The 19,874-nt window shown below is 71.4% G+C and carries 19 protein-coding genes; 9 read left to right on the top strand and 10 right to left on the bottom strand.

Features of this window, described 5'->3' with window-relative positions; translation table 11 throughout:
- Positions 1–228: 228 nt before the first annotated feature.
- On the top strand, positions 229–1,296 hold the full coding sequence (locus tag OG521_28460) for a LacI family transcriptional regulator (protein WUW24482.1): 1,068 nt from the start codon (positions 229–231) through the stop codon (positions 1,294–1,296).
- A 135-nt stretch (positions 1,297–1,431) separates the two neighbouring features.
- A complete protein-coding gene (locus OG521_28455; GenBank protein ID WUW26830.1) occupies positions 1,432–2,349 on the top strand; it encodes a phosphatase PAP2 family protein in 918 nt (305 codons plus the stop codon).
- A gap of 157 nt (positions 2,350–2,506) precedes the next feature.
- On the opposite strand, the gene OG521_28450 is transcribed toward OG521_28455, so the two are convergent.
- Entirely contained in the window at positions 2,507–5,500 is a 2,994-nt protein-coding gene (locus tag OG521_28450; protein ID WUW24481.1) for a bifunctional [glutamine synthetase] adenylyltransferase/[glutamine synthetase]-adenylyl-L-tyrosine phosphorylase, read from the bottom strand.
- 135 nt (positions 5,501–5,635) lie between these two features.
- On the opposite strand from OG521_28450, the gene OG521_28445 reads away from it, so the two are divergent.
- Complete coding sequence (locus OG521_28445; GenBank protein WUW24480.1) at positions 5,636–6,151, top strand: pyridoxamine 5'-phosphate oxidase family protein; 516 nt, start codon at positions 5,636–5,638, stop codon at positions 6,149–6,151.
- 49 nt (positions 6,152–6,200) lie between these two features.
- On the opposite strand, the gene OG521_28440 is transcribed toward OG521_28445, so the two are convergent.
- Positions 6,201–6,992, bottom strand: coding sequence for a putative protein N(5)-glutamine methyltransferase (locus OG521_28440; protein ID WUW24479.1), 792 nt, complete (start codon positions 6,990–6,992; stop codon positions 6,201–6,203).
- A gap of 186 nt (positions 6,993–7,178) precedes the next feature.
- Positions 7,179–7,406, bottom strand: a complete 228-nt coding sequence (locus tag OG521_28435) for a hypothetical protein (protein ID WUW24478.1) — start codon at positions 7,404–7,406, stop codon at positions 7,179–7,181.
- Between the two features lie 127 nt (positions 7,407–7,533).
- Here OG521_28435 and OG521_28430 point away from each other — a divergent pair, with 127 nt between their 5' ends.
- Complete coding sequence (locus OG521_28430; protein WUW24477.1) at positions 7,534–8,124, top strand: TetR family transcriptional regulator; 591 nt, start codon at positions 7,534–7,536, stop codon at positions 8,122–8,124.
- Positions 8,125–8,158: 34 nt separating this feature from the next.
- On the opposite strand, the gene OG521_28425 is transcribed toward OG521_28430, so the two are convergent.
- From OG521_28425 to glnA, 7 genes are all read right to left on the bottom strand, one after another.
- Complete coding sequence (locus tag OG521_28425) at positions 8,159–8,602, bottom strand: universal stress protein (protein WUW24476.1); 444 nt, start codon at positions 8,600–8,602, stop codon at positions 8,159–8,161.
- A gap of 1 nt (position 8,603) precedes the next feature.
- Positions 8,604–10,097, bottom strand: a complete 1,494-nt coding sequence (locus tag OG521_28420) for an APC family permease (GenBank protein ID WUW24475.1) — start codon at positions 10,095–10,097, stop codon at positions 8,604–8,606.
- Between the two features lie 121 nt (positions 10,098–10,218).
- On the bottom strand, positions 10,219–11,439 hold the full coding sequence (locus OG521_28415; GenBank protein ID WUW24474.1) for a saccharopine dehydrogenase NADP-binding domain-containing protein: 1,221 nt from the start codon (positions 11,437–11,439) through the stop codon (positions 10,219–10,221).
- Between the two features lie 104 nt (positions 11,440–11,543).
- A complete protein-coding gene (locus tag OG521_28410) occupies positions 11,544–12,767 on the bottom strand; it encodes an NADH:flavin oxidoreductase (GenBank protein ID WUW24473.1) in 1,224 nt (407 codons plus the stop codon).
- A gap of 106 nt (positions 12,768–12,873) precedes the next feature.
- Positions 12,874–13,164: a CPCC family cysteine-rich protein gene (locus OG521_28405; protein WUW24472.1), complete on the bottom strand. Its 291-nt coding sequence runs from the start codon at positions 13,162–13,164 to the stop codon at positions 12,874–12,876.
- 449 nt (positions 13,165–13,613) lie between these two features.
- On the bottom strand, positions 13,614–13,898 hold the full coding sequence (locus tag OG521_28400; protein WUW24471.1) for a hypothetical protein: 285 nt from the start codon (positions 13,896–13,898) through the stop codon (positions 13,614–13,616).
- 152 nt (positions 13,899–14,050) lie between these two features.
- A complete protein-coding gene (gene glnA, locus OG521_28395; protein WUW24470.1) occupies positions 14,051–15,412 on the bottom strand; it encodes a type I glutamate--ammonia ligase in 1,362 nt (453 codons plus the stop codon).
- Between the two features lie 242 nt (positions 15,413–15,654).
- On the opposite strand from glnA, the gene OG521_28390 reads away from it, so the two are divergent.
- From OG521_28390 to OG521_28370, 5 genes are all read left to right on the top strand, one after another.
- A complete protein-coding gene (locus OG521_28390; GenBank protein ID WUW24469.1) occupies positions 15,655–16,332 on the top strand; it encodes a DUF3105 domain-containing protein in 678 nt (225 codons plus the stop codon).
- Between the two features lie 2 nt (positions 16,333–16,334).
- The gene (locus OG521_28385; protein WUW26829.1) at positions 16,335–17,042 is read left to right on the top strand and encodes a DUF305 domain-containing protein; all 708 of its coding nucleotides are present in this window, start codon (positions 16,335–16,337) and stop codon (positions 17,040–17,042) included.
- A 150-nt stretch (positions 17,043–17,192) separates the two neighbouring features.
- Entirely contained in the window at positions 17,193–17,618 is a 426-nt protein-coding gene (locus OG521_28380; GenBank protein ID WUW24468.1) for a CBS domain-containing protein, read from the top strand.
- A gap of 103 nt (positions 17,619–17,721) precedes the next feature.
- Positions 17,722–18,159, top strand: coding sequence for a DUF6153 family protein (locus tag OG521_28375; GenBank protein ID WUW24467.1), 438 nt, complete (start codon positions 17,722–17,724; stop codon positions 18,157–18,159).
- A gap of 64 nt (positions 18,160–18,223) precedes the next feature.
- Positions 18,224–19,792, top strand: coding sequence for a multicopper oxidase family protein (locus OG521_28370; protein WUW24466.1), 1,569 nt, complete (start codon positions 18,224–18,226; stop codon positions 19,790–19,792).
- Positions 19,793–19,874: the final 82 nt, after the last annotated feature.

Below are 19,874 nucleotides of genomic sequence, written 5' to 3'. Positions count from 1 at the left end.
TGACGGGAGCCCCCACACCCTGGCAATAGCAGGCCACCACCCATGATTCCGCAGTGTGACGATCCGACCGCGGCCCGCGGATCCGCCTCGCAAGACCTTGCAAGTTGTTGCTGCGGGGTGGTGAAGGCCGCCCCCTCCGGCCGCCCGGCCGGGGCCGCACCCGGGCACCCCCGCCCGAATCCTGTGCATGGTGGGCAATCCGACCCACTCCCGGTACAGTCCATTCCCATGACCGCACGGCTTGCCGATATCGCAACTCAGGCGGGGGTCAGCGAAGCTACGGTCAGCCGTGTACTGAACGGCAAGCCCGGTGTTGCTGCGGCCACCCGCGAATCCGTCCTCGCCGCGCTCGACGTCCTGGGCTACGAACGGCCCGTTCGGCTGCGCCGGCGCAGCGCGGGCCTGGTCGGCCTGATCACGCCCGAGCTGGAGAACCCCATCTTCCCGGCGCTCGCCCAGGTCATCGGCCAGGCGCTGACGCGACAGGGATACACCCCGGTGCTGGCGACCCAGACCCCCGGCGGCTCCACCGAGGACGAGCTCACGGAGATGCTGGTCGACCGCGGCGTCTCCGGGATCATCTTCGTCTCCGGACTGCACGCCGACACCTCGGCCGACATGCAGCGCTACGAACAACTGCGCGCCCAGGGTGTCCCCTTCGTCCTGGTCAACGGCTTCTCCCCCAAGGTGCAGGCGCCGTTCATCTCCCCGGACGACCGGGCCGCGATGCGGCTGGCGGTGACGCACCTGGTGTCGCTGGGCCACACCCGGATCGGCCTGGCGGTCGGCCCGAAGCGCTTCGTGCCCGTGCTCCGCAAGATCGAGGGCTTCCACGCCACGATGCAGGAGCAGTTGAAACTCACGGCGGACGAGGTCGAGGAGCTGATCCAGCACTCGCTGTACACGCTGGAGGGCGGCCAGGCCGCCGCCTCGGCGCTGATGGAGCGGGGCTGCACGGCCGTGGTGTGCGCGAGCGACATGATGGCGCTCGGTGCGATCCGCGCCGCCCGCCGGCTCTCCCGGGACGTACCGCGGGACCTGTCGGTCGTCGGCTACGACGACTCCCCGCTCATAGCGTTCACCGATCCGCCGCTGACCACGATCCGGCAGCCGGTGACGGCGATGGGCCAGGCCGCGGTGCGCACGCTCCTGGAGGAGATCGGCGGCACACCCGCCCCGCACAGCGAGTTCGTCTTCATGCCGGAGCTGGTCGTCCGCGGCTCGACGGCTGCGGGACCCGGCCCTGACGCGGCCTCCGGCGCTCCGGCCGTTCCAGGATCCCACGCGCGTTCGTAACCCGCAGGACGTGCAGCCCGCCCCCGACCGGAGGATCATCGGGCGGAGGGGGCAAATCTGGCAGACTCTGTGCCTATGGGTGAATTGAGCGTGAAACGACAGGAAGGCCGCACGGAGGCCACCCCGTCACCCATCGTGAACGAGGCGGCTCCCCAGGCGAACACACGGCAGCAGGGCGGCGGGAACCGGGTCGGCAGACTGCTCGACCGGGGCCTGGCGGGACTGCGGTCCCCGAGGTCGCCCCGGCGGCCCCGCATCTGGTTCGAAATCCTGCTGATCGCGGTCAGTTACTGGCTGTACTCACTGGTGCGCAACGCCGTACCCGAGCAGAAGGCCGCGGCGCTCTCCAACGCCGACTGGCTCTGGTCGGTCGAACGGTTCCTGGGCATCGCCTTCGAGCAGTCGGTCAACCACGCGGTCAACTCGGTGACATGGCTGATCGTGTCGATGAACTACTACTACGCGACACTGCACTTCGTCGTCACCATCGGGGTGCTCATCTGGCTGTTCCGACGCCACCCGGGCCGCTACGCACCCGCCCGGCTGGCGCTGTTCGCGACCACGGCGGTGGCGTTGCTCGGTTACTACCTGTATCCGCTGGCCCCGCCCAGGCTGATGAACGGCGGCCACTTCATCGACACGGTCATGGTCCACCAGACCTGGGGTTCGATGGCGTCGGGCAACTTCAAGCAGATGTCGAACCAGTACGCGGCGATGCCGTCGATGCACATCGGCTGGTCGCTGTGGTGCGGCCTGACCGTCTTCGCACTGGCCTCCGCCCCGTGGGCGCGCATCCTGGGCCTGGTCTACCCGACCGTGACCCTGCTCGTGATCGTGTCGACGGCGAACCACTTCTGGCTGGACGCGGTGGGCGGCATGGCGTGCCTGGCCTTCGGTTACGCGGTGACGTACGCCTGGTACGGAGCGCTGCCGCACCACCTGCCGAAGCTGATCCCCCCGAAACCGGCCCGCCGCCCCCGCCTGGCCGCGGTGACCAGGCGCCCGCGCTTCCACCAGAAGGCAGCGGCCGCCTCAAGCCCGTCGGGCGACTGAGGAGCGGGGCCGGGGAGGAAATCAAGCCCCTCCGGCAGGGCGGAAATCAAGCCCCTCCGGCGATTGAGGAGCGGGGCCCGGGGCAGAGCCCCGAAACCCCGGCGCACCCGCACCCGCACAGCGCCACCCCAGGAACCCGGCCCCGCAAGGGGCCCCCTCACGCCGCCCCGTAGAACCGCTCGTCCACCACCGCCCGGGCCCGCCGCGTGATCCGCCGGTAGTCGTCCAGCATGTCCCCGACATGCCCGGGCTCGTACCCCAGATACCGCCCCACCGCGGTCAGCTCGCGCGGCCCGGAGGGGAACGTGTCGCCCGGCCGTCCGCGCACCAGCATCACCGCGTTGCGGACCCGCGTCGCCAGTACCCACGCCTCGTCCAGCGTCTGCGCGTCCTCCCCGGAGATCAGCTCCGCCGCGCACGCCGCCGCCAGCGCCTCCCTCGTTCGGGTGGTCCGCAGGCCCGGCTCCGCCCAGCCGTGCTGCATCTGCATCAGCTGGACCGTCCACTCGACGTCGCTGAGCCCGCCCCGCCCCAGCTTCGTGTGGAGGGTCGCGTCCGCCCCGCGGGGCATCCGTTCGGACTCCATCCGGGCCTTGAGCCGTCGGATCTCACGGACGGCGTCCTCGCCCAGCCCCTCCACCGGATACCGCAGCGGGTCGATCAGGCCGATGAACTCGCGGCCCAGGTCCGCGTCGCCGGCCATCGGCTGGGCGCGCAGCAGGGCTTGGCTCTCCCAGCCCAGCGACCAGCGCCGGTAGTACGCCTCGTACGACTTCAGCGTGCGCACCATCGGCCCGGTCTTGCCCTCGGGGCGCAGATCGGCGTCGATGATCAGCGGCGGGTCCGCGGTGGGCAGCTGGAGCAGCCTGCGCATCTCGGCGACCACCCGGTTCGCGGCCCGGCCGGCCTCCTGCTCGTCGACGCCCTCGCGGGGCGCGTGCACGAACAGGACGTCCGCGTCGGAGCCGTATCCGAGCTCGTGGCCGCCGAAGCGGCCCATGCCGATCACCGCGAACCGGGTGGGCAGGGTGTCGCCCCACTCGGCGCGGACGGCGGCGCGCAGCGCCCCGGCGATCGTGACGGCGTTCAGGTCGGTGACGGCGGTGCCGACCCGGTCGACGAGCGCCCCGGGGTCGGGTTCGGCGGGGCTCTCCTCGGTGCCGTAGGAGCCGATGAGGTCCGCGGACGTCGTACGGAACAGTTCGCGCCGGCGCACTCCTCGCACCACCGCCACCGCCGATTCGGCGTCCTCGGCCCGCCCCACAGCGGCCAGTACCTCCTGCTCCAGGGCGTCCCGGCCGCGCGGCTTCAGCCCCTGCGGGTCGCCGAGGATCGCGACCGCCTCGGGGGCGCGCAGCAGCAGGTCGGGGGCGAGCCGGCCCGCGGACAGGACACGTGCCAGATTCTCCGCCGCCGCGCCCTCGTCGCGGAGCAGCCGCAGGTACCACGGGGTCTTGCCGAGCGCGTCGGACACCTTGCGGAAGCCGAGCAGCCCGGCGTCCGGGTCCGCGGAGTCGGCGAACCAGCCGAGCAGCACCGGCAGCAGGGTGCGCTGGATGGCTGCCTTGCGGGAGACCCCGGACGACAGCGCCTCCAGGTGACGCAGGGCGGCCGCCGGGTCCTCGTATCCGAGGGCTTCGAGCCGGTGCGCGGCGGCCTTGGTGCTGAGCCGGGACTCACCGGGCGCGAGCTGGGCGACGGCGTCCAGCAGCGGCCGGTAGAACAGCTTCTCGTGCAGCCGCCGCACGACGGACGCGTGCCGCTTCCAGGCCTGGTTCAGCTCGGCGATGGGGTCGGTGCGCATACCGAGGGAGCGGCCGAGCCGGCGCAGGTCCGGCTCGTCCTCCGGCACCAGGTGGGTGCGGCGCAGCCGGTAGAGCTGGATGCGGTGCTCCATCTCGCGCAGGAAGCGGTAGGCGTCGTCCAGCTGGGAGGCGTCCACCCGTCCCACGTAGCCGCCCTCGGCGAGCGCGCCCAGGGCCTCCAGGGTCGATCCGCTGCGCAGGGTGGTGTCGCTGCGGCCGTGCACGAGCTGGAGCAGCTGGACGGCGAACTCGACGTCCCGCAGCCCGCCGGGGCCGAGCTTGATCTCGCGCTCGACGCGGTCGGCGGGGATGGTGTCGACGACGCGGCGGCGCATCTTCTGCACGTCGGGGACGAAGTTGTCGCGGTCCGCGGCCTGCCACACGAGGGGCGAGACGGCCTCGACGTACTCGGCGCCCAGCTCGGGGTCGCCGGCCACCGGCCGGGCCTTGAGGAGCGCCTGGAACTCCCAGGTCTTGGCCCAGCGCTGGTAGTAGGCGAGGTGCGAGCTGAGCGTGCGCACCAGCGGCCCGTTGCGGCCCTCCGGCCGGAGGTTGGCGTCCACGGGCCAGATGGTGCCCTCGACGGTCGTGTCGGCGCAGACCCGCATCATGTGGGCGGCCAGCCGGGTGGCCGCCTGGACGGCCCCGTTCTCCGCGGCGTCGTCGAGAGGTTCCGCGACGAAGATGACGTCGACGTCGGAGACGTAGTTCAGCTCGTGGCCGCCGCACTTGCCCATGGCGATGACGGCGAGGCGGCACTGCGCGGCGTCGGCGGGCGCTGCCGTGCGGGCGATGGCGAGCGCGGCCCGGAGCGTCGCGGTGGCCAGGTCGGCGAGCTCGGCGGCGGTCTCGGCGACGTCCGTCGTCCCGCACACGTCGCGTGCCGCTATCGACAGCAGGCAGCGGCGGTAGGCGACGCGCAGCGAGTCCGGATCGTCGGCCCCGGCCAGCTCGCGTTCGAATTCGGGGACGCCGGGATGGAGATCGGCCGCCTCGTACGTGACGAGGGCCTGCCAGTCGCGCGGGTGCCGGGCCAGGTGGTCACCCAGTGCCTCGGACGCGCCGAGAACGCCGAGGAGCCGGTCCCGCAGGGGCTTGGCGGTGACGAGCGTGTCCAGCAGGATCTGCCGCTCGTCGGCCTCCTCCGCCTCGACGAGCCGCACGACGCCGCGCAGCGCCAGGTCGGGGTCGGCGGTGGCCCCGAGGGCTTCGAGGAGGACGGGGTCGGAGCGTACGGAGGACAGATCCGGCAGGTCGAGGAGCCGCTCGGCGGCGGACGGGTCGGTGAAACCGTGCCGCAGCAGTCGGGTGAAAGTGCTGCTCCTGCGCCCCGGCAACGTCGTCATTCCGCGCTCTCCTGCTCGCCGCCCGATCACCTGCCACTTCTACGAGCCTAGCCGCGCACCGATGAATACGGAGCGGGTGCGCAGTCCGTACTTCGCAGGCAGCATCGCTTTCAGGACCGACCAGGAGGACCGACCATGTCCGCACCCGAGCCCGTCGCCGAGCTGGACCCCCGCTACAGCAGCCCGGGGGCGGCACCCGGCGCCTGGGAGGACGCGCGGCGGCTGCTGTCCGGTGCCGAGCTGTACTGGCTGAGCACGGTCCGCCCGGACGGCCGCCCGCACGTCACCCCGCTGATCGGTGTCTGGTGGCAGGGCGCGCTGCACTTCTGCACGGGCGCCGACGAACGCAAGGCCCGCAACCTGGCGGCCAACGACGAGGTGGTCCTGACGACCGGGACCAATTCCTGGTCGGCGGGGTACGACGTGGTCGTCGAGGGCCGGGCGGAGCGGGTGGCCGACGGGGAGGCGCTGGCCCGGCTGGCGCAGGTGTGGGAGGAGAAGTACGGGCCGGACTGGCGCTTCGACGTGGCCGACGGCGTGTTCGTGGGTGCGCAGGGCAACCGGGCCGAGGTCTTCGCGGTGTCCCCGCGCACGGTGTTCGGTTTCGGCAAGGGCGACCCGTTCACGCAGACCCGGTGGCGCTTCGTCTGAGCGGGCGGTCCGAACGGGCCCGGTGCACGGGCCCGTTCGGGTTCCCGGCTCAGGAGGCCGGCAGGGTTCCGATGACGACGGTGGCGTACAGCTCGTCGGAGGTGACGACGCGCGGGACCAGTCCGCTGCCGCGCACGGTCTCCTCGGCCCGTGCCGCCTGCCGTTCGCTGGTCTCCACCAGCAGACTGCCGCCGGGGGCCAGCCACCGCGGCGCCTCGGCGGCCACCCGGCGCAGCACGTCGAGGCCGTCGCCGCCCCCGTCGAGGGCGACGAGCGGCTCGTGGACGCGGGCCTCGGCGGGCAGCAGGGCTACGTCGCCGGTCGGTACGTACGGCACATTGGCGAGGAGCACGTCGACGCGTCCGCGCAGGGCGCCGGGCAGCGGGTCGAAGAGGTCTCCCTCGTAGACCCGGCCGAGGCCGCCGACGTTGCGGCGGGCGCAGCGCACCGCGGCGGGTTCGACGTCGGCGGCGTGGAGTTCGACCCCGTCCAGGGCGGCGGCGAGCGCGGCGCCGAGCGCGCCGGAGCCGCAGCAGAGGTCGACGACGACGGCCGGGCTCGAGGCCAGTGCCACGGCCTGGTGGATCAGGAACTCGGTGCGGCGGCGGGGAACGAAGACACCGGGGTCGACGGCGATCCGCAGTCCGCTGAACTCGGCCCAGCCGAGGACGTGTTCCAGGGGGTGGCCGCAGACGCGCCGTTCCACCATGGCGGCGAGTTCGGCGGGGCGGTCCGCGGTGGCGGCGATGAGCTCCGCCTCGTCCTCGGCGAAGACACAGCCGGCGGAGCGGAGGGTGGTGACGAGGGAGGAGAGGGCGAGCGGTGACAGGGGGACCGGCATGGAGCGGAGCCTTTCGGGAAACGCCGAGGGGTGCTCCGCGACCGGTTACGTCCGGCCGGCCACGCGATCGTGGGAGGGGAGCACCCGGCCTGATACAGCGGTAATGGGTCCCACCTCCTTCGGTACGTCCCCGTGCGGGGAAGCGAAGACTACCTCAGCCCGGCTCCGGGCCCCTTCCGGCCGCGCTCAGCGCTTCCGGGGCCGCCAGTCGTTGCCGCCGTCGATGAGGCGGTTGTGGACGGCGATCGAGGTGTTGGCGGCCCTGATGTCGCGGATCTCCGCGCTGTGGTGGCGCTCGATCTGCTGGCCGTCGAAGTTCTCCGTCCGGCGCCGCCGTTCCTTCAGCGTCAGCTTCACGACCAGGAAGACGATCGTGGTGAACAGCAGTCCGAGCACAACGAGAACCTCGGTCATCGGTCGTCCCCCGTCCACGGTCCGCTCCGACAATGGCGGCCGTACCGCCATTGTCGGTGACGTGACAGGTCCGGTCCAGCGCATTGACGAGGCGGTGTGCTGCTCGGACCGGCGGATAATGGCTGCCATGGAACGCCCTGTGGGACTGCGGGAACGCAAGAAGGAAGCCACCCGGCAGGCCGTGCACGAAGCGGCCCTGCGGCTGACCGTCGAGCACGGCTTCGACCAGGTCACGGTGGAGGCCGTGGCGGACGCGGCCGGGATCTCCCGCAGAACGTTCTCCAACTACTTCACGGGCAAGGAGGACGCCCTGCTGCACGGCGAGGAGCAGCAGATCGGGGAGCTGGTGCGGGCCGTGCGCGAGCGGCCGGCCGAGGAGAGCGCCTGGACGGCGCTGCGGGCGGCCGTGCGGCAGTTCGGCGAGCGGGTCGCGCCCCCGGAGCGCGAGTGGGCCGTCCGGACCCGGCTCGCCATGCGCCATCCTTCGCTGCTGGCCCGCCAGCTCGCCAACCACGCCGCACTGGAGCGCGATCTGGCCGAGGCGGTGGCGGCCCGTCCGAACGGTTCCGGGGAGCCGGTCCGCCCGCTGGTCCTGGCGGCGGCGTTCCTCTCCTCGCTGCGGATCGCGATGCGGATGTGGATCGAGGAGGATCTGGCGCGGGAGCCCGCCGAGGTGATCGACGAGATCCTGGACGAGATGGGCCGGAGCTTCGCCTGAGAGCGGACACCCGGCGGCCGCCCTCACTCTCCCCTCACTCTCCCGTGGCCGCCTCCTCCGTCTCCGCCTCCGTCGGCACGCAGAGCACGGGCACGGTCGACAGGTGCAGGAGCTTGTGCGGGGTGGAGCCGAGCAGGGCTCCGCGGATCGGGCTCTCGCCCCAGCTGCCCACCACGATGACGCGCCCTCCGTGCCGCGCGGCGGCCTCGATCAGGGCCTGGGCCGGGGCGCGGTCGATCACCTCGACGGTGGCCGGCACGCCCGCCTCTCCGGCCGCGGCGAGCGCCCGCTCCAGGCCCGAGCGCCCGGCCTGGCGGACGGCGTCGTAGGCGGCCCGGTACTCCTCGCCGGTGGGACCGGGCGGCGCCGCCCCGTAGACCAGGACGAGGGGTTCGCCGTAGGCGGCGGCCACCTCGATCGCGATGCGCAGGGCCCGGGCCGCGCCGGGCGACTCGTCGTAGCCGAGGACGACGGACATCTCAGCGCTCCTCACCGTGCACGAGGCGGGGGTCGACCACACCGCGCCGTTCGTTCCAGAACACCGACGACCGCAGCCGCCACACCACCATGAGCACCACACCGATCAGGCTGATGCCGATACCGATGACGAGAGGCGGGCCGAGGCCGAACCACGAGGTGCCGCTGTAGGAGTTCGCCGGGTCGGACATGTCGATGACGGACCGCACGAGCAGCCAGGTCAGCAGCCCGGAGCCGACCACCGGGCCGAGGCCGATGAGCAGGAAGCTCCGTACGCTCTCGGTCAGATGGCGGCGGTAGTAGACCGCGCAGGCCACCCCGGTCAGGGCGTAGTAGAAGGCGATCAGCAGGGACAGGGCCGTCAGCGAGTCGAAGAGGGCGTTCTCGCTGATCTGGTTGACGACGAGGTACCAGGCGATGGCGATGCCGGCCACCCACCAGGTGCTCACGTCGGGGGTCCGGAACCGCGGGCTGATGCGGGCGAAGTGCGCGGGCAGGGCGTGCCGGCGGGCCATCGAGAGCGCGGTGCGGGAGGCCGGGATGATGGTGGTCTGGGTCGAGGCGAGCGCGGAGGTGGCGACCGCGAGCAGCACGATCCAGTCCCAGCCGCCCATGACCTCGCGGGCGAGCAGGGCGAAGACGAACTCCTCCTCGCCGGCGTTCTCGGCCAGATAGGCCGTTCCGGCGAAGGCGACGACCGCGAAGCCGACGGACAGGTACGTCACCAGCAGGATGACGGTGGACCACACACCGGCCTTGCCGGGCGCGGTCGCGGAGTCCTCGACCTCCTCGGTGAGGTTGACGGCGGACTCCCACCCCCAGTAGATGAACACGCCGAGCAGCAGGCCGCTGGTGAGGGCCGCGCCGCCGGCGCCGAAGGGGTTGAGCCACCCGGCCGACGGGTGGATGGAGTCGAACGAGGTCGTGCCCGCGTACACGCGGTAGAGCGCGACGACGACGAAGGCGAGCAGGAAGGCGACCTGGGCCAGGATCAGCACGTTCTGCACCTTGGCCGAGAGTTCGGTGCCGATGACGCACAGGCCCGTCATCACGATGATCAGCAGCACGGTGAGCAGCTGCCGTACGAAGGTGTTGTCGGCCCAGCTGTCGAGGCCGACGGCCAGCAGACCGAAGCTGACGGCGACGTCCGCGAGGGACCCCACCACGAGCACCCCGGTCATCGTGATGGCCCATCCCCCCAGCCATCCGGTCCACGGGCCCATCGCACGCGTCACCCAGGAGAACGTCGTCCCGCAGTCCTGGTCGACCTTGTTCAGGTAGTAGAAGGCCGAGGCGATGAAGAGCATCGGCACGAAGGAGGCGAAGAGCACTCCGGGTGCGTAGATGCCGACGAGCGCGACGATCGGCCCGATGACGGCCGCCACGGAGTAGGCCGGGGAGGTGGCGTTCAGCCCGATGACGAGCGCGTCGACGAAGCCGATCGCGTTGGCCTTCAGTGTCGCCGGCCGCGCCGGTCCGGCAAGGTCCTCTGCCATGCGCCCTCGCTACGGTCACGGGCCCGGAAGAATGTGGAATGTGCGTTTCTCATGCTATTGAGGCGATTCCGGGTGCGCACATTCGACAGGCCCGCCGTTCAGCGGATGTACGCACCACGGATCACTGCTCGCGCAGGCCCCACGGTGCGCCGTACTCGGTCAGCAGGTCGAGGAACGGGCGCGGCGGCATGGCTTCGGGCCCGAGCACCCCGCTGCCGCTCCACACCCCGCTCGCGACGAGTTCGAGGGCGGCCACCGGGTTGATCGCGGTCTGCCAGACGACGGCCTGGGAGCCGTACTCCCGCATCGACCACTGGTTGTCGACGACGTGGTAGAGGTAGACCTCGCGCGCCCGCCCGTCCTTGCGGCCCTTCACCCAGGTCCCCGCGCAGGTCTTCCCGTGCATCCGCTCGCCGAGTCCGGCCGGGTCGGGCAGACAGGCGGCGACCACGTCACGCGGCGAGACGGCGGCCCGTCCGATGTCGCTCGGTACGGACACGGGGTCGGTCCGGTCGAGTCCGAGCATGTGGAGCGTGCGGAGCACCCCGATGAACTCGTCGCCGAGCCCGTACTTGAAGGTGACCTTCCGGGCCTTCAGCCACCGCGGCACGAGCAGCACCTCCTCGTGCTCCACGTTGACGCACTCCACGGGGCCGATGCCGTCGGGGAAGTCGAAGACCTCCGGCTCGCTGAAGGGGGCCGTGGTGTACCAGCCGCGCTCCTGCTCGTAGACGACCGGTGGGTTCAGGCACTCCTCGATGGTGGTCCAGATGCTGAAGGACGGGGCGAAGTCGTAGCCGTCCACGGTCAGGTTCGCCCCGTCCCGGATGCCGATCTCGTCGATCTCGTCGAAGAGTTCGTCGGAGGCGTACCGGGCGAACACGTCGGAGAGCCCGGGCTCCACCCCCATGCCCACGAGCGCGAGCCGTCCGGCGGCCTCCCACTCCGCGGCCCGTTCGAACTGGGCGTCCCCGAGCTTGACCCCGCACTCCTCGTACGGACGGGAGGGGTGCGGCCGGGACAGGGACATGGCCATGTCGAGATAGTGCGCGCCATGTCCGAGAGCGGCCTCGAACAGGGGCATCACGAAGCGGGGGTCGGTGGCGTTGAGCAGGACGTCGCAGCGGTGCTCGTCGAGGGCCGCCGCCACCGCCGCCCGGTCCGATGCGTCCAGCCGGACGGCGCCGAACCGGTCGCCCCGCTCCCCCAGCGCCGCGACGGCGCTCTCGGCCCGTCCGAGGTCGTAGTCGGCGACCGTCATGTGGGCGAAGAACGGACGGCGGGCCGCGATCCTGGTGATCGCCGTGCCGACACCGCCCGCTCCGACCAGGAGGACACGCATGGGACACCACTCCTTCGGTCCGGCGGAGTGGGGACGCTAGCAGCCCAGGGGCACGGGGGCGCGCAACCGGCCGGGGGTGTCCGGAACACCGCCGCCCGAACCGCTCAGCTCGCCGTCTCCCCGATCACCGGGCAGTGGGTGCCGGTGTAGATGGTCGGCATGCAGCGGTTGCAGTGGATGCACAGCGAACGGGTGGCGGTGTCCCCGCCGATGCGGTGCAGCAGGTCCGGCTCGCGCAGCAGGGCGCGGGCCATCGCGACGAACTCGAAGCCCTCGGCCATGGCGCGGTCCATGCCCTGCCGGTCGGTGACCCCGCCGAGGAGGATCAGCGGGAGCCGGAGCGCGGCGCGGAACTGCCGGGCGGCGTCGAGCAGGTAGAGCGGCCGGTAGGGGTACGTACGGAAGAAGCGGCCGCCGACCGCGCGGATGGCGAGGCGTTGCGGGAACGGGAAGGTGGCCGCGAACGCGCGGACGGGGGCGTCGCCGCGGAAGAGGTACATCGGGTTCAGCAGGGAACTGCCCGCGGTCAGTTCGAGGGCGTCGACGCTGCCCTCCTCCTCCAGCCAGCGGGCGACCTGGAGGCTGTCGTCCAGGGTGAGACCGCCGCGCACCCCGTCCTTCATGTTCAGCTTGGCGGTGATGGCGATCCGGTCGCCCAGCGCCTCGCGCACCGCGCGCGTGACACCGAGCGCCACGGCGGCCCGGGCACGCAGGGAGCCCCCGAAGGCGTCGGTGCGGCTGTTCAGACGGGGGCTGAGGAAGGCGCCCGCGAGGTAGTTGTGCCCGAGATGGATCTCCACCGCGTCGAACCCGGCCTCGGCCGCCAGCAGCGCCGCGTCGGCGTGGGCCCGGACGACCCGGTCGATGTCCTCGGCGGTGGCGGCCTTGTTGCGCCGCATGCTGAGGGCGTTGAATCCGGCCGTCGGCGCGAGGGAGGCCGCCTTGTTGGAACGCCCGTCGGCCACCGGCCCGGCATGCCCCAGCTGCGCACAGACGGCGGCCCCGGTCCCGTGCACCGCCGCCGTCAGCCGGCGCAGCCCCGGCAGCGCCTCGGGCCGCATCCACAGCTGACGCCGCTCGGTACGCCCCTCCGGCGACACCGCGCAGTAGGCGACGGTGGTCATGCCGACGCCGCCCTCGGCGGGGCGCAGGTGGTAGTCGATGAGCTCCTGGGTGACCAGCGCATCGGGGGTGACGCCCTCGAAGGTCGCGGCCTTGATCACCCGGTTGCGCAGCCGCAACGGCCCCAGCCGCCCCGGCCCCAGCACATCCGGCCCACACCCGGCCGTCGCCTCCGCACTCCCCGCCACTCCCGGTCCGTCCGCCATGGCGCGCAGCATCGCAGAGAACTGACGAATAGTCAGTAACAGGGACGACGGGGAACCGGACAGACGTGTGGCCCCTGCCCGGGTCGGTCCGGGGAAGGGGGGCAGGTCAGACCGTGGGGTGTTCGGTCGGCAGGGGGGCGCGTACGAACTGAGTACATCGCTCGTCGCAAGCACGCATCGCGTGGAAATTCCTCCGTGCTTCAGTGAGGCTCAGCCGGCCGTTGGGGCCGCCCCGAACTCGGTCCGCATCGTGGTCGTCCTGCCCGTCGTCCTCCCAGAAGCACACCGGGCAGATCTCGAAGTTGCCGCGTTCGCCGAGCGTCAGGGAGCCGCAGCAGGGACAGGGGTGCGGACCGTCCTCGGCCTTCCCGTGGATGTTGAGGAACGGAGTGTTCATCACGGCATCCTGCCTGGCATCGCCGTTGATCGCGAGGGAATTGGTGCGGGCTGCCCAGCCGGCGGAGCCATGAGCTCTGGAGTCACGGCGCTTCCGGAAGTTGACGGCTGACCAGCGGTAATGGGATGCCAGGGCGAAGCCTCGGGCTATCCATGACACCGCCGTTCTGCCCGGCGCCGTGCATGCCGGACGACACGGCCTGGTTCGGTTACGGACGATGGTGGGCAGCACGCTCGGTACCGGGCTCCAGCGCCCGGGACAGGGTCACGTAGACCGGGTACTCAGGGTCGCCCACCTCCATGAGCGCGACCTGATCGACTTCGTGCCGGGCGAAACGATGCAGGTACTGCAAGAAGAGTTCCAGCTCATCGCCGGAGAGCGGTCTTGCCTGCGGACTCTCGCCTCAGCACCTGCTCGTAGTCGCACAGTTGGACACTCAGCCCGTACCTCTAGAGGCCACGCAGGCCCTCATACAGCTCGTCGTAGGCAGACCAGCAGTCAATGCTTCCGTCGTCATACAGACTGCCCATGTACCAGTCATCGTCGTCGACGGGCTTCACAAGGCACAGGCTGTGGAAACCGAGAACGATCTCTGCCTTCATCGTCTCGTCGGCTCCGGCGACGTCGACCCACTTCACGGTCCGGTTTGGATCCAGGACGACAGCTTCCCGGTCGCCGGATACATCGCGGATCCGCTGAAGAGTCCACCCTGGTGGCAGCTGTGCGTCCGTCATCAGAAAAACACCTCCACCCGGTGTACCTGAGTCGCGCGTCCCGGCCTGACGGCCCCCGGACGGCCCAAAGCTGATCATGACTGCGGGCGAGGCACCCAGTGCTGGATCGGGCGCCCCGCCCGCGTTGTGCCGTCTACGTCGCCGACCTGCGCCTACAGCACCGGCAGCAGGTTCTTCAGCTCGAAGGCCGTGACCTCGCTGCGGTACTCCTCCCACTCCTGCTTCTTGTTGCGCAGGAAGAAGTCGAAGACGTGCTCGCCGAGGGTCTCGGCGACCAGTTCGCTCTTCTCCATCAGGGAGATCGCCTCGCCGAGGTTCTGCGGCAGGGGCTCGATGCCCATCGCGCGGCGCTCGGCATCCGACAGGGCCCAGACGTCGTCGTCGGCGCCGGCCGGGAGTTCGTAGCCCTCCTCGATGCCCTTGAGGCCCGCGGCGAGGAGCACCGCGTAGGTGAGGTAGGGGTTGGCGCCGGAGTCGATGGAGCGGACCTCGACGCGGGCCGAGCCGGTCTTGCCGGGCTTGTACATCGGGACGCGGATCAGCGCGGAACGGTTGTTGTGGCCCCAGCAGATGTACGACGGGGCCTCGCCGCCGGCGCCCGCGGCGCGGGAGGAGCCGCCCCAGATGCGCTTGTAGGAGTTGACCCACTGGTTGGTCACCGCGGAGATCTCCGCGGCGTGCTTGAGCAGGCCCGCGATGAAGGAGCGGCCGACCTTGGAGAGCTGGTACTCGGCGCCGGACTCGTAGAACGCGTTGCGGTCGCCCTCGAAGAGGGAGAGGTGGGTGTGCATGCCCGAGCCGGGGTACTCCGAGAACGGCTTCGGCATGAACGTCGCCTGCACGCCCTGCTCCAGCGCGACCTGCTTCATGACCAGGCGGAACGTCATGATGTTGTCGGCGGTCGACAGCGCGTCCGCGTACCGCAGGTCGATCTCCTGCTGGCCGGGAGCGCCCTCGTGGTGGCTGAACTCGACCGAGATGCCCATGGATTCGAGCATGGTGATCGCCTGGCGGCGGAAGTCCATGCCGACGTTCTGCGGGGTGTGGTCGAAGTAGCCGGAGCTGTCGGCCGGGGTCGGCCGGCTGCCGTCGACCGGCTTGTCCTTCAGCAGGAAGAACTCGATCTCCGGGTGGGTGTAGAAGGTGAAACCCAGGTCGGAGGTCTTGGCCAGGATGCGCTTGAGCACGTAGCGCGGGTCGGCGAAGGAGGGCGAGCCGTCCGGCATCAGGATGTCGCAGAACATCCGGGCCGTGCCGGGGGCCTCCGCGCGCCAGGGCAGGATCTGGAACGTACCCGGATCCGGCTTGGCGATCATGTCCGACTCGTACACCCGGGCGAAGCCCTCGATGGCCGAGCCGTCGAAGCCGATTCCCTCGTCAAACGCCTGTTCCAGCTCGGCAGGGGCCACGGCCACGGACTTGAGGTAACCCAGCACGTCGGTGAACCACAGCCGGACGAACCGGATGTCGCGCTCCTCGAGTGTCCTGAGGACGAATTCCTGCTGCTTGTCCATAGCCACATCCTTGCAGTTCAGACGGTCCGTGCACCACCGCCGGGGGTAGGGGAGGCACTCCAGTATCACGACCCCGGATTTCACCCAGATTACGCACCCGACGTGAGATGGAGCACTCGGCCACCCACTACGATCGTCGGCCATGGCGTGCAAGGGGTGCGGCGGCCTCGCAACTGCCCCGCGCACACCGCCTTCCCGACCCGTTCCGCCCCTCATCGACCCTTCGCAGAAGGACCCACGACATGAGCTTCGACCGCAGGACCCGCATAGAGCAGATGCGCAACGCCGACCGCGCGCGAGACCGCCGCACCCGGGTGCTGGTCATAAGCCTCAGCGCCGTCGTCGTCGCAGGTCTCGTCACCTTCGGTACGTACACGCTGCTCGACAGGTCAGAGGCCTCGGCGGACCAGAAGGCCGCGGACGCCAAGGACGCGAAGCAGTCCGGGACGGAGGAGGAGCAGCCGGCCGACGGGCCGGTCAAGGGCGAGAAGACGTGGGACGCGAAGAAGCTGACCCGCAACCACGTCACCGAGACCGTCTCGTACCCGATGAAGCCTCCGGTCGGCGGTGACCACAGCCCCGTCTGGATGAACTGCGACGGCGAGGTATACAAAAAGGCGATCCCGGACATGAACGCCGTGCACGCGCTGGAGCACGGTTCGGTGTGGGTGACCTACACGGACAAGGCCTCGGCCGCCGACGTGGACAAGCTCGCCGAGCGGGTCGCGAAGACCCCGTACTCGCTGATGAGCCCGTACAAGGACCAGGATGGCACCCTCATGCTGAGCGCCTGGGGCAAGCAGGTCACGGTGGACAGTGCCGACGACCCCAGGGTGGCGCAGTTCTTCGCGAAGTACGTGCAGGGCCCGCAGACTCCCGAGCCGGGTGCCGCGTGCACCGGCGGGCTGGCGGCTCCGTGACCGTGACGCAAGGTGGCCGGCGCGTGCGGTGGGCGGCGGGTTCCGCCGTCGCGCTCGCGGTGCTGTTCGCGGGGGCGGCGACGGTCGCCTCGGCGCGGGACGAGGGGGCGGGCCACCACACCGCCGCCCCCGCCGCGGCGACTCCGGCGTCAGCCTCCGCGGACGCCGGGTTCGCCCGGGACATGGCGGTCCACCACCAGCAGGCCGTGGAGATGTCCTTCATCGTGCGTGACCGCACGGAGAACGAGGACGTGCGCCGGCTCGCGTACGACATCGCCAACACGCAGGCCAATCAGCGGGGCATGCTGCTCGGCTGGCTGGACCTGTGGGAGCTGCCGAAGGCGGCCACCGGGCAGGAGCCGATGGCCTGGATGGCCGGCGGCGGGCACGAGGGCCACGACATGGCCGGGATGCCGGGCATGGACGGGGGCGGTTACCGAGCCCATGACGGGGCCCTCATGCCCGGCATGGCGACCCGGACCGAACTCGCGGCACTGCGCCGGGCGAGTGGCAGGCAGGCAGAGATCCTCTACCTCCAGCTGATGACCGACCACCACAAGGGCGGTGTCGACATGGCCCGCGGCTGCGCGGAGCTGTGCACCGTGAAGGTGGAGAAGCGGCTGGCCCGGGGCATGGTCGAGGCCCAGCGGTCCGAGCTGGACGTGATGGCCGGGATGCTGGCGGAACGCGGGTCCGCGCCGCGGTCCTGACACCCGTACGCCGCTTTGCGCCGGAAGGTTCCCTTTCCTCGCAGATACACCCGAATGGGTGATAGCGGTCGCGTACTCCGAACGGGCCCATGACGATGGGTTCGCTCGGGGTCTTACGGCAGTGCCCATCGGCACGCAGGAGGAGTCCCCATGACCACCGCCAAGGACATCATGCACACCGGCGCCACCTGGATCCCGGCACACGAGACCCTCGACCGCGCCGCCCAGATGATGCGCGACCACAAGGTGGGCGCGCTGCCCATCTCCGAGAACGGCGATCAGGACCGGATGATCGGCATCCTCACGGACCGCGACATCGTGGTCGGCTGCGTGGCCATGGGCCGGGATCCGTCGAAGACGACCGCCGGCGACCTCGCCCAGGGCACGCCGCGGTGGATCGACGCGGAGGCCGGTGTGGAGGCGGTGCTGGAGGAGATGCAGAGCCACCAGATCCGGCGGCTGCCGGTGGTCGAGAACAAGAAGCTGATCGGCATGATCAGCGAGGCCGATCTGGCCCAGCACCTCTCCGACGACCAGATCGCCGGCTGGGCGGAGAAGGTCTACTCCCGAAGCTGACCGCGCACCGCCGGTGCGACCGGTACGACGGCCCGTCCTCCCGCCGCGCGCGGGGTGACGGGCCATCGCCGTTCATATACCCGGTGGGGGTAGGGTGGCCGGCATGTCCGGGACGAGGAGTGCGACCTGCGGGCGGCTGCTGCTGTTCGCCGCGCTGCTCTTCGGGATCTTCACCATGCACACCGTCGGGCACCCGGCGGAGCACACCGGTCCGGTTCCATCTGTGCGGATGTCGCACCCGATGGCCGGGACGACGGCCGACGGGGCGCACACCGCCGCGGACCGCCTCCCGGCGGTGGCCGCGGGGCACGGGCATCCCGCGCCGGCCCACGGCATGGATCCGATGTCCGTCTGCCTGGCCGTGCTGGGCAGCTGGGGGCTCTGGGGGCTCGCCCTGCTCACCACGCTGCTGGTGGCACGCCGGTCCGCCGCCGGGTCCCCCGGATCCGCCGCCGCCCGCGCACCGCGGATGCCGCGGCCCCCTCCCCCGCCCAGACCTCGCAAGGCCGTCCTCACCGGTCTGTCGGTGCTGCGGATATAGGCGGGCGTTCAGCGCCCCCCGTCCGTCCTCAGCACACCGACACATCCTTGAGGTGCACTCAGTCATGCCCGCACAGCACACCCGACGCGCCGTGCTCGGCGCTTCCCTCGCCGTTGCCGGTACGGGAGTTCTCGCCGCCTGCGCAGGCCGCGGCGACACCCCGGACCACTCCGCCATGGACCACGGCGCCCCCTCCGGCACCGCCGCCCCCGAGGGATACGTCTCCCCCGGCGGCCCCGAGGTCGCGGCGGCCGAGAAGCGGCGGGGCGCCGGCCCCGAGCGCAAGGTCGCCCTGACCGCCACCGCGTCCCGGCTCGACCTGGGCGGCGGGCGCACCGTCAGCTCCTGGGCTTACGGGGACCGGCTTCCCGGACAGGAGATCCGGGTCACCGCGGGCGACACGCTCGCCCTCACCCTCGCCAACCACCTGCCGCAGGCGACCTCCCTGCACTGGCACGGGCTCGCCCTGCGCAACGACATGGACGGGGTGCCGGGACTGACCCAGCGCGCCGTCGAGCCGGGCGCCGGCTTCGCCTACCGGTTCGCGGTGCCGGACCCCGGCACGTACTGGGTGCACCCGCACTCGGGCGTCCAGCTGGACCGCGGCCTGTACGCGCCGCTGATCGTGGAGGACCCGAAGGAGCCCCTGAGTTACGACAAGGAGTGGGTCGTCGTCCTCGACGACTGGCTCGACGGGGTGGACGGCTCGACCCCCGACGCGGTGCTCAGGGAGCTCACCGGCGGCAGCGGCCACAGCGGGCACGCCATGCCCGCGCCGTCCTCGTCCGGCGACGGCGGCCCGTCCCGCATGCTGATGGGCGCCACCAGCGAACTGCTGGGCGGCGACGCGGGCGACGTCGGCTATCCGTACTACCTGGTCAACGGCCGTACGCCCCAGGACCCCAGCGCCTTCACGGCCCGGCCGGGCGACCGGATCCGGCTGCGGATCATCAACGCGGGCGGCGACACCGCCTTCCGCATCGCGCTCGGCGGCCACCGGATGACGGTGACGCACACCGACGGCTTCCCCGTCCGGCACACCGCGACGGACGCCCTGCTGCTGGGGATGGGCGAGCGGTACGACGTGCTGGTCACCGCCGGCGACGGGGTGTTCCCGCTGACCGCGCTGGCCGAGGGCAAGGACGCCACCGCGCTGGCCCTGCTGCGGACCAGGAGCGGCGCGGCACCCGGCGCGGCCGTGCGGCCGAAGGAGCTGGACGGTGAGCTGGTGACGGCTGACCGGCTGGTCCCGGACCGGTCCGTGGCGCTGTCCGGCCGCACGCCCGACCGGACGGTGCGGATCAGGCTGACCGGTTCCATGGCGGCGTACGACTGGGCCTTCGACGGGAAGCCGTACACCGCCGACCAGCGCCATCCGGTGCAGGCCGGTGAGCGGGTCAGGATCGAGTTCCGGAACACGACCGCGATGTGGCATCCCGTCCATCTGCACGGGCACACCTTCGCGCTGGCGGGCAGCGCGTCCGGGGCCCGCAAGGACACCGCGATCGTGCTGCCCCGGCAGACGCTCACGGTCGACCTCGACGCGGACAACCCGGGCCTGTGGATGCTGCACTGCCACAACCTGTACCACGCGGAGGCGGGCATGATGACGGTCCTCGGCTACCGCCGCTGACCGTCCGCCCGGCGGGCCCGGAAGGGTGCCGGAGATCCTGACCGGGCTCGCGGCAGAGATCTCCGGCACCCTCCCAGCACTT

Source organism: Streptomyces sp. NBC_01463, from assembly GCA_036227345.1.
GTDB lineage: Bacteria > Actinomycetota > Actinomycetes > Streptomycetales > Streptomycetaceae > Streptomyces.
This window is presented reverse-complemented; position numbering and strand designations above follow the sequence as displayed.

Excerpts from the sequence above, each read along its gene's own strand:
- OG521_28440 (WUW24479.1), bottom strand. The coding sequence starts at position 6,992 with ATGCCGGTCCCCCTGTCACCGCTCGCCCTCTCCTCCCTCGTCACCACC.
- OG521_28450 (WUW24481.1), bottom strand. The coding sequence starts at position 5,500 with ATGACGACGTTGCCGGGGCGCAGGAGCAGCACTTTCACCCGACTGCTG.
- OG521_28410 (WUW24473.1), bottom strand. The coding sequence starts at position 12,767 with ATGGCGGACGGACCGGGAGTGGCGGGGAGTGCGGAGGCGACGGCCGGG.
- glnA (WUW24470.1), bottom strand. The coding sequence starts at position 15,412 with ATGGACAAGCAGCAGGAATTCGTCCTCAGGACACTCGAGGAGCGCGAC.
- OG521_28415 (WUW24474.1), bottom strand. The coding sequence starts at position 11,439 with ATGCGTGTCCTCCTGGTCGGAGCGGGCGGTGTCGGCACGGCGATCACC.
- OG521_28390 (WUW24469.1), top strand. The coding sequence starts at position 15,655 with ATGAGCTTCGACCGCAGGACCCGCATAGAGCAGATGCGCAACGCCGAC.
- OG521_28425 (WUW24476.1), bottom strand. The coding sequence starts at position 8,602 with ATGTCCGTCGTCCTCGGCTACGACGAGTCGCCCGGCGCGGCCCGGGCC.
- OG521_28460 (WUW24482.1), top strand. The coding sequence starts at position 229 with ATGACCGCACGGCTTGCCGATATCGCAACTCAGGCGGGGGTCAGCGAA.
- OG521_28400 (WUW24471.1), bottom strand. The coding sequence starts at position 13,898 with ATGACGGACGCACAGCTGCCACCAGGGTGGACTCTTCAGCGGATCCGC.
- OG521_28370 (WUW24466.1), top strand. The coding sequence starts at position 18,224 with ATGCCCGCACAGCACACCCGACGCGCCGTGCTCGGCGCTTCCCTCGCC.
- OG521_28435 (WUW24478.1), bottom strand. The coding sequence starts at position 7,406 with ATGACCGAGGTTCTCGTTGTGCTCGGACTGCTGTTCACCACGATCGTC.
- OG521_28380 (WUW24468.1), top strand. The coding sequence starts at position 17,193 with ATGACCACCGCCAAGGACATCATGCACACCGGCGCCACCTGGATCCCG.
- OG521_28375 (WUW24467.1), top strand. The coding sequence starts at position 17,722 with ATGTCCGGGACGAGGAGTGCGACCTGCGGGCGGCTGCTGCTGTTCGCC.
- OG521_28430 (WUW24477.1), top strand. The coding sequence starts at position 7,534 with ATGGAACGCCCTGTGGGACTGCGGGAACGCAAGAAGGAAGCCACCCGG.
- OG521_28445 (WUW24480.1), top strand. The coding sequence starts at position 5,636 with ATGTCCGCACCCGAGCCCGTCGCCGAGCTGGACCCCCGCTACAGCAGC.
- OG521_28405 (WUW24472.1), bottom strand. The coding sequence starts at position 13,164 with ATGAACACTCCGTTCCTCAACATCCACGGGAAGGCCGAGGACGGTCCG.
- OG521_28420 (WUW24475.1), bottom strand. The coding sequence starts at position 10,097 with ATGGCAGAGGACCTTGCCGGACCGGCGCGGCCGGCGACACTGAAGGCC.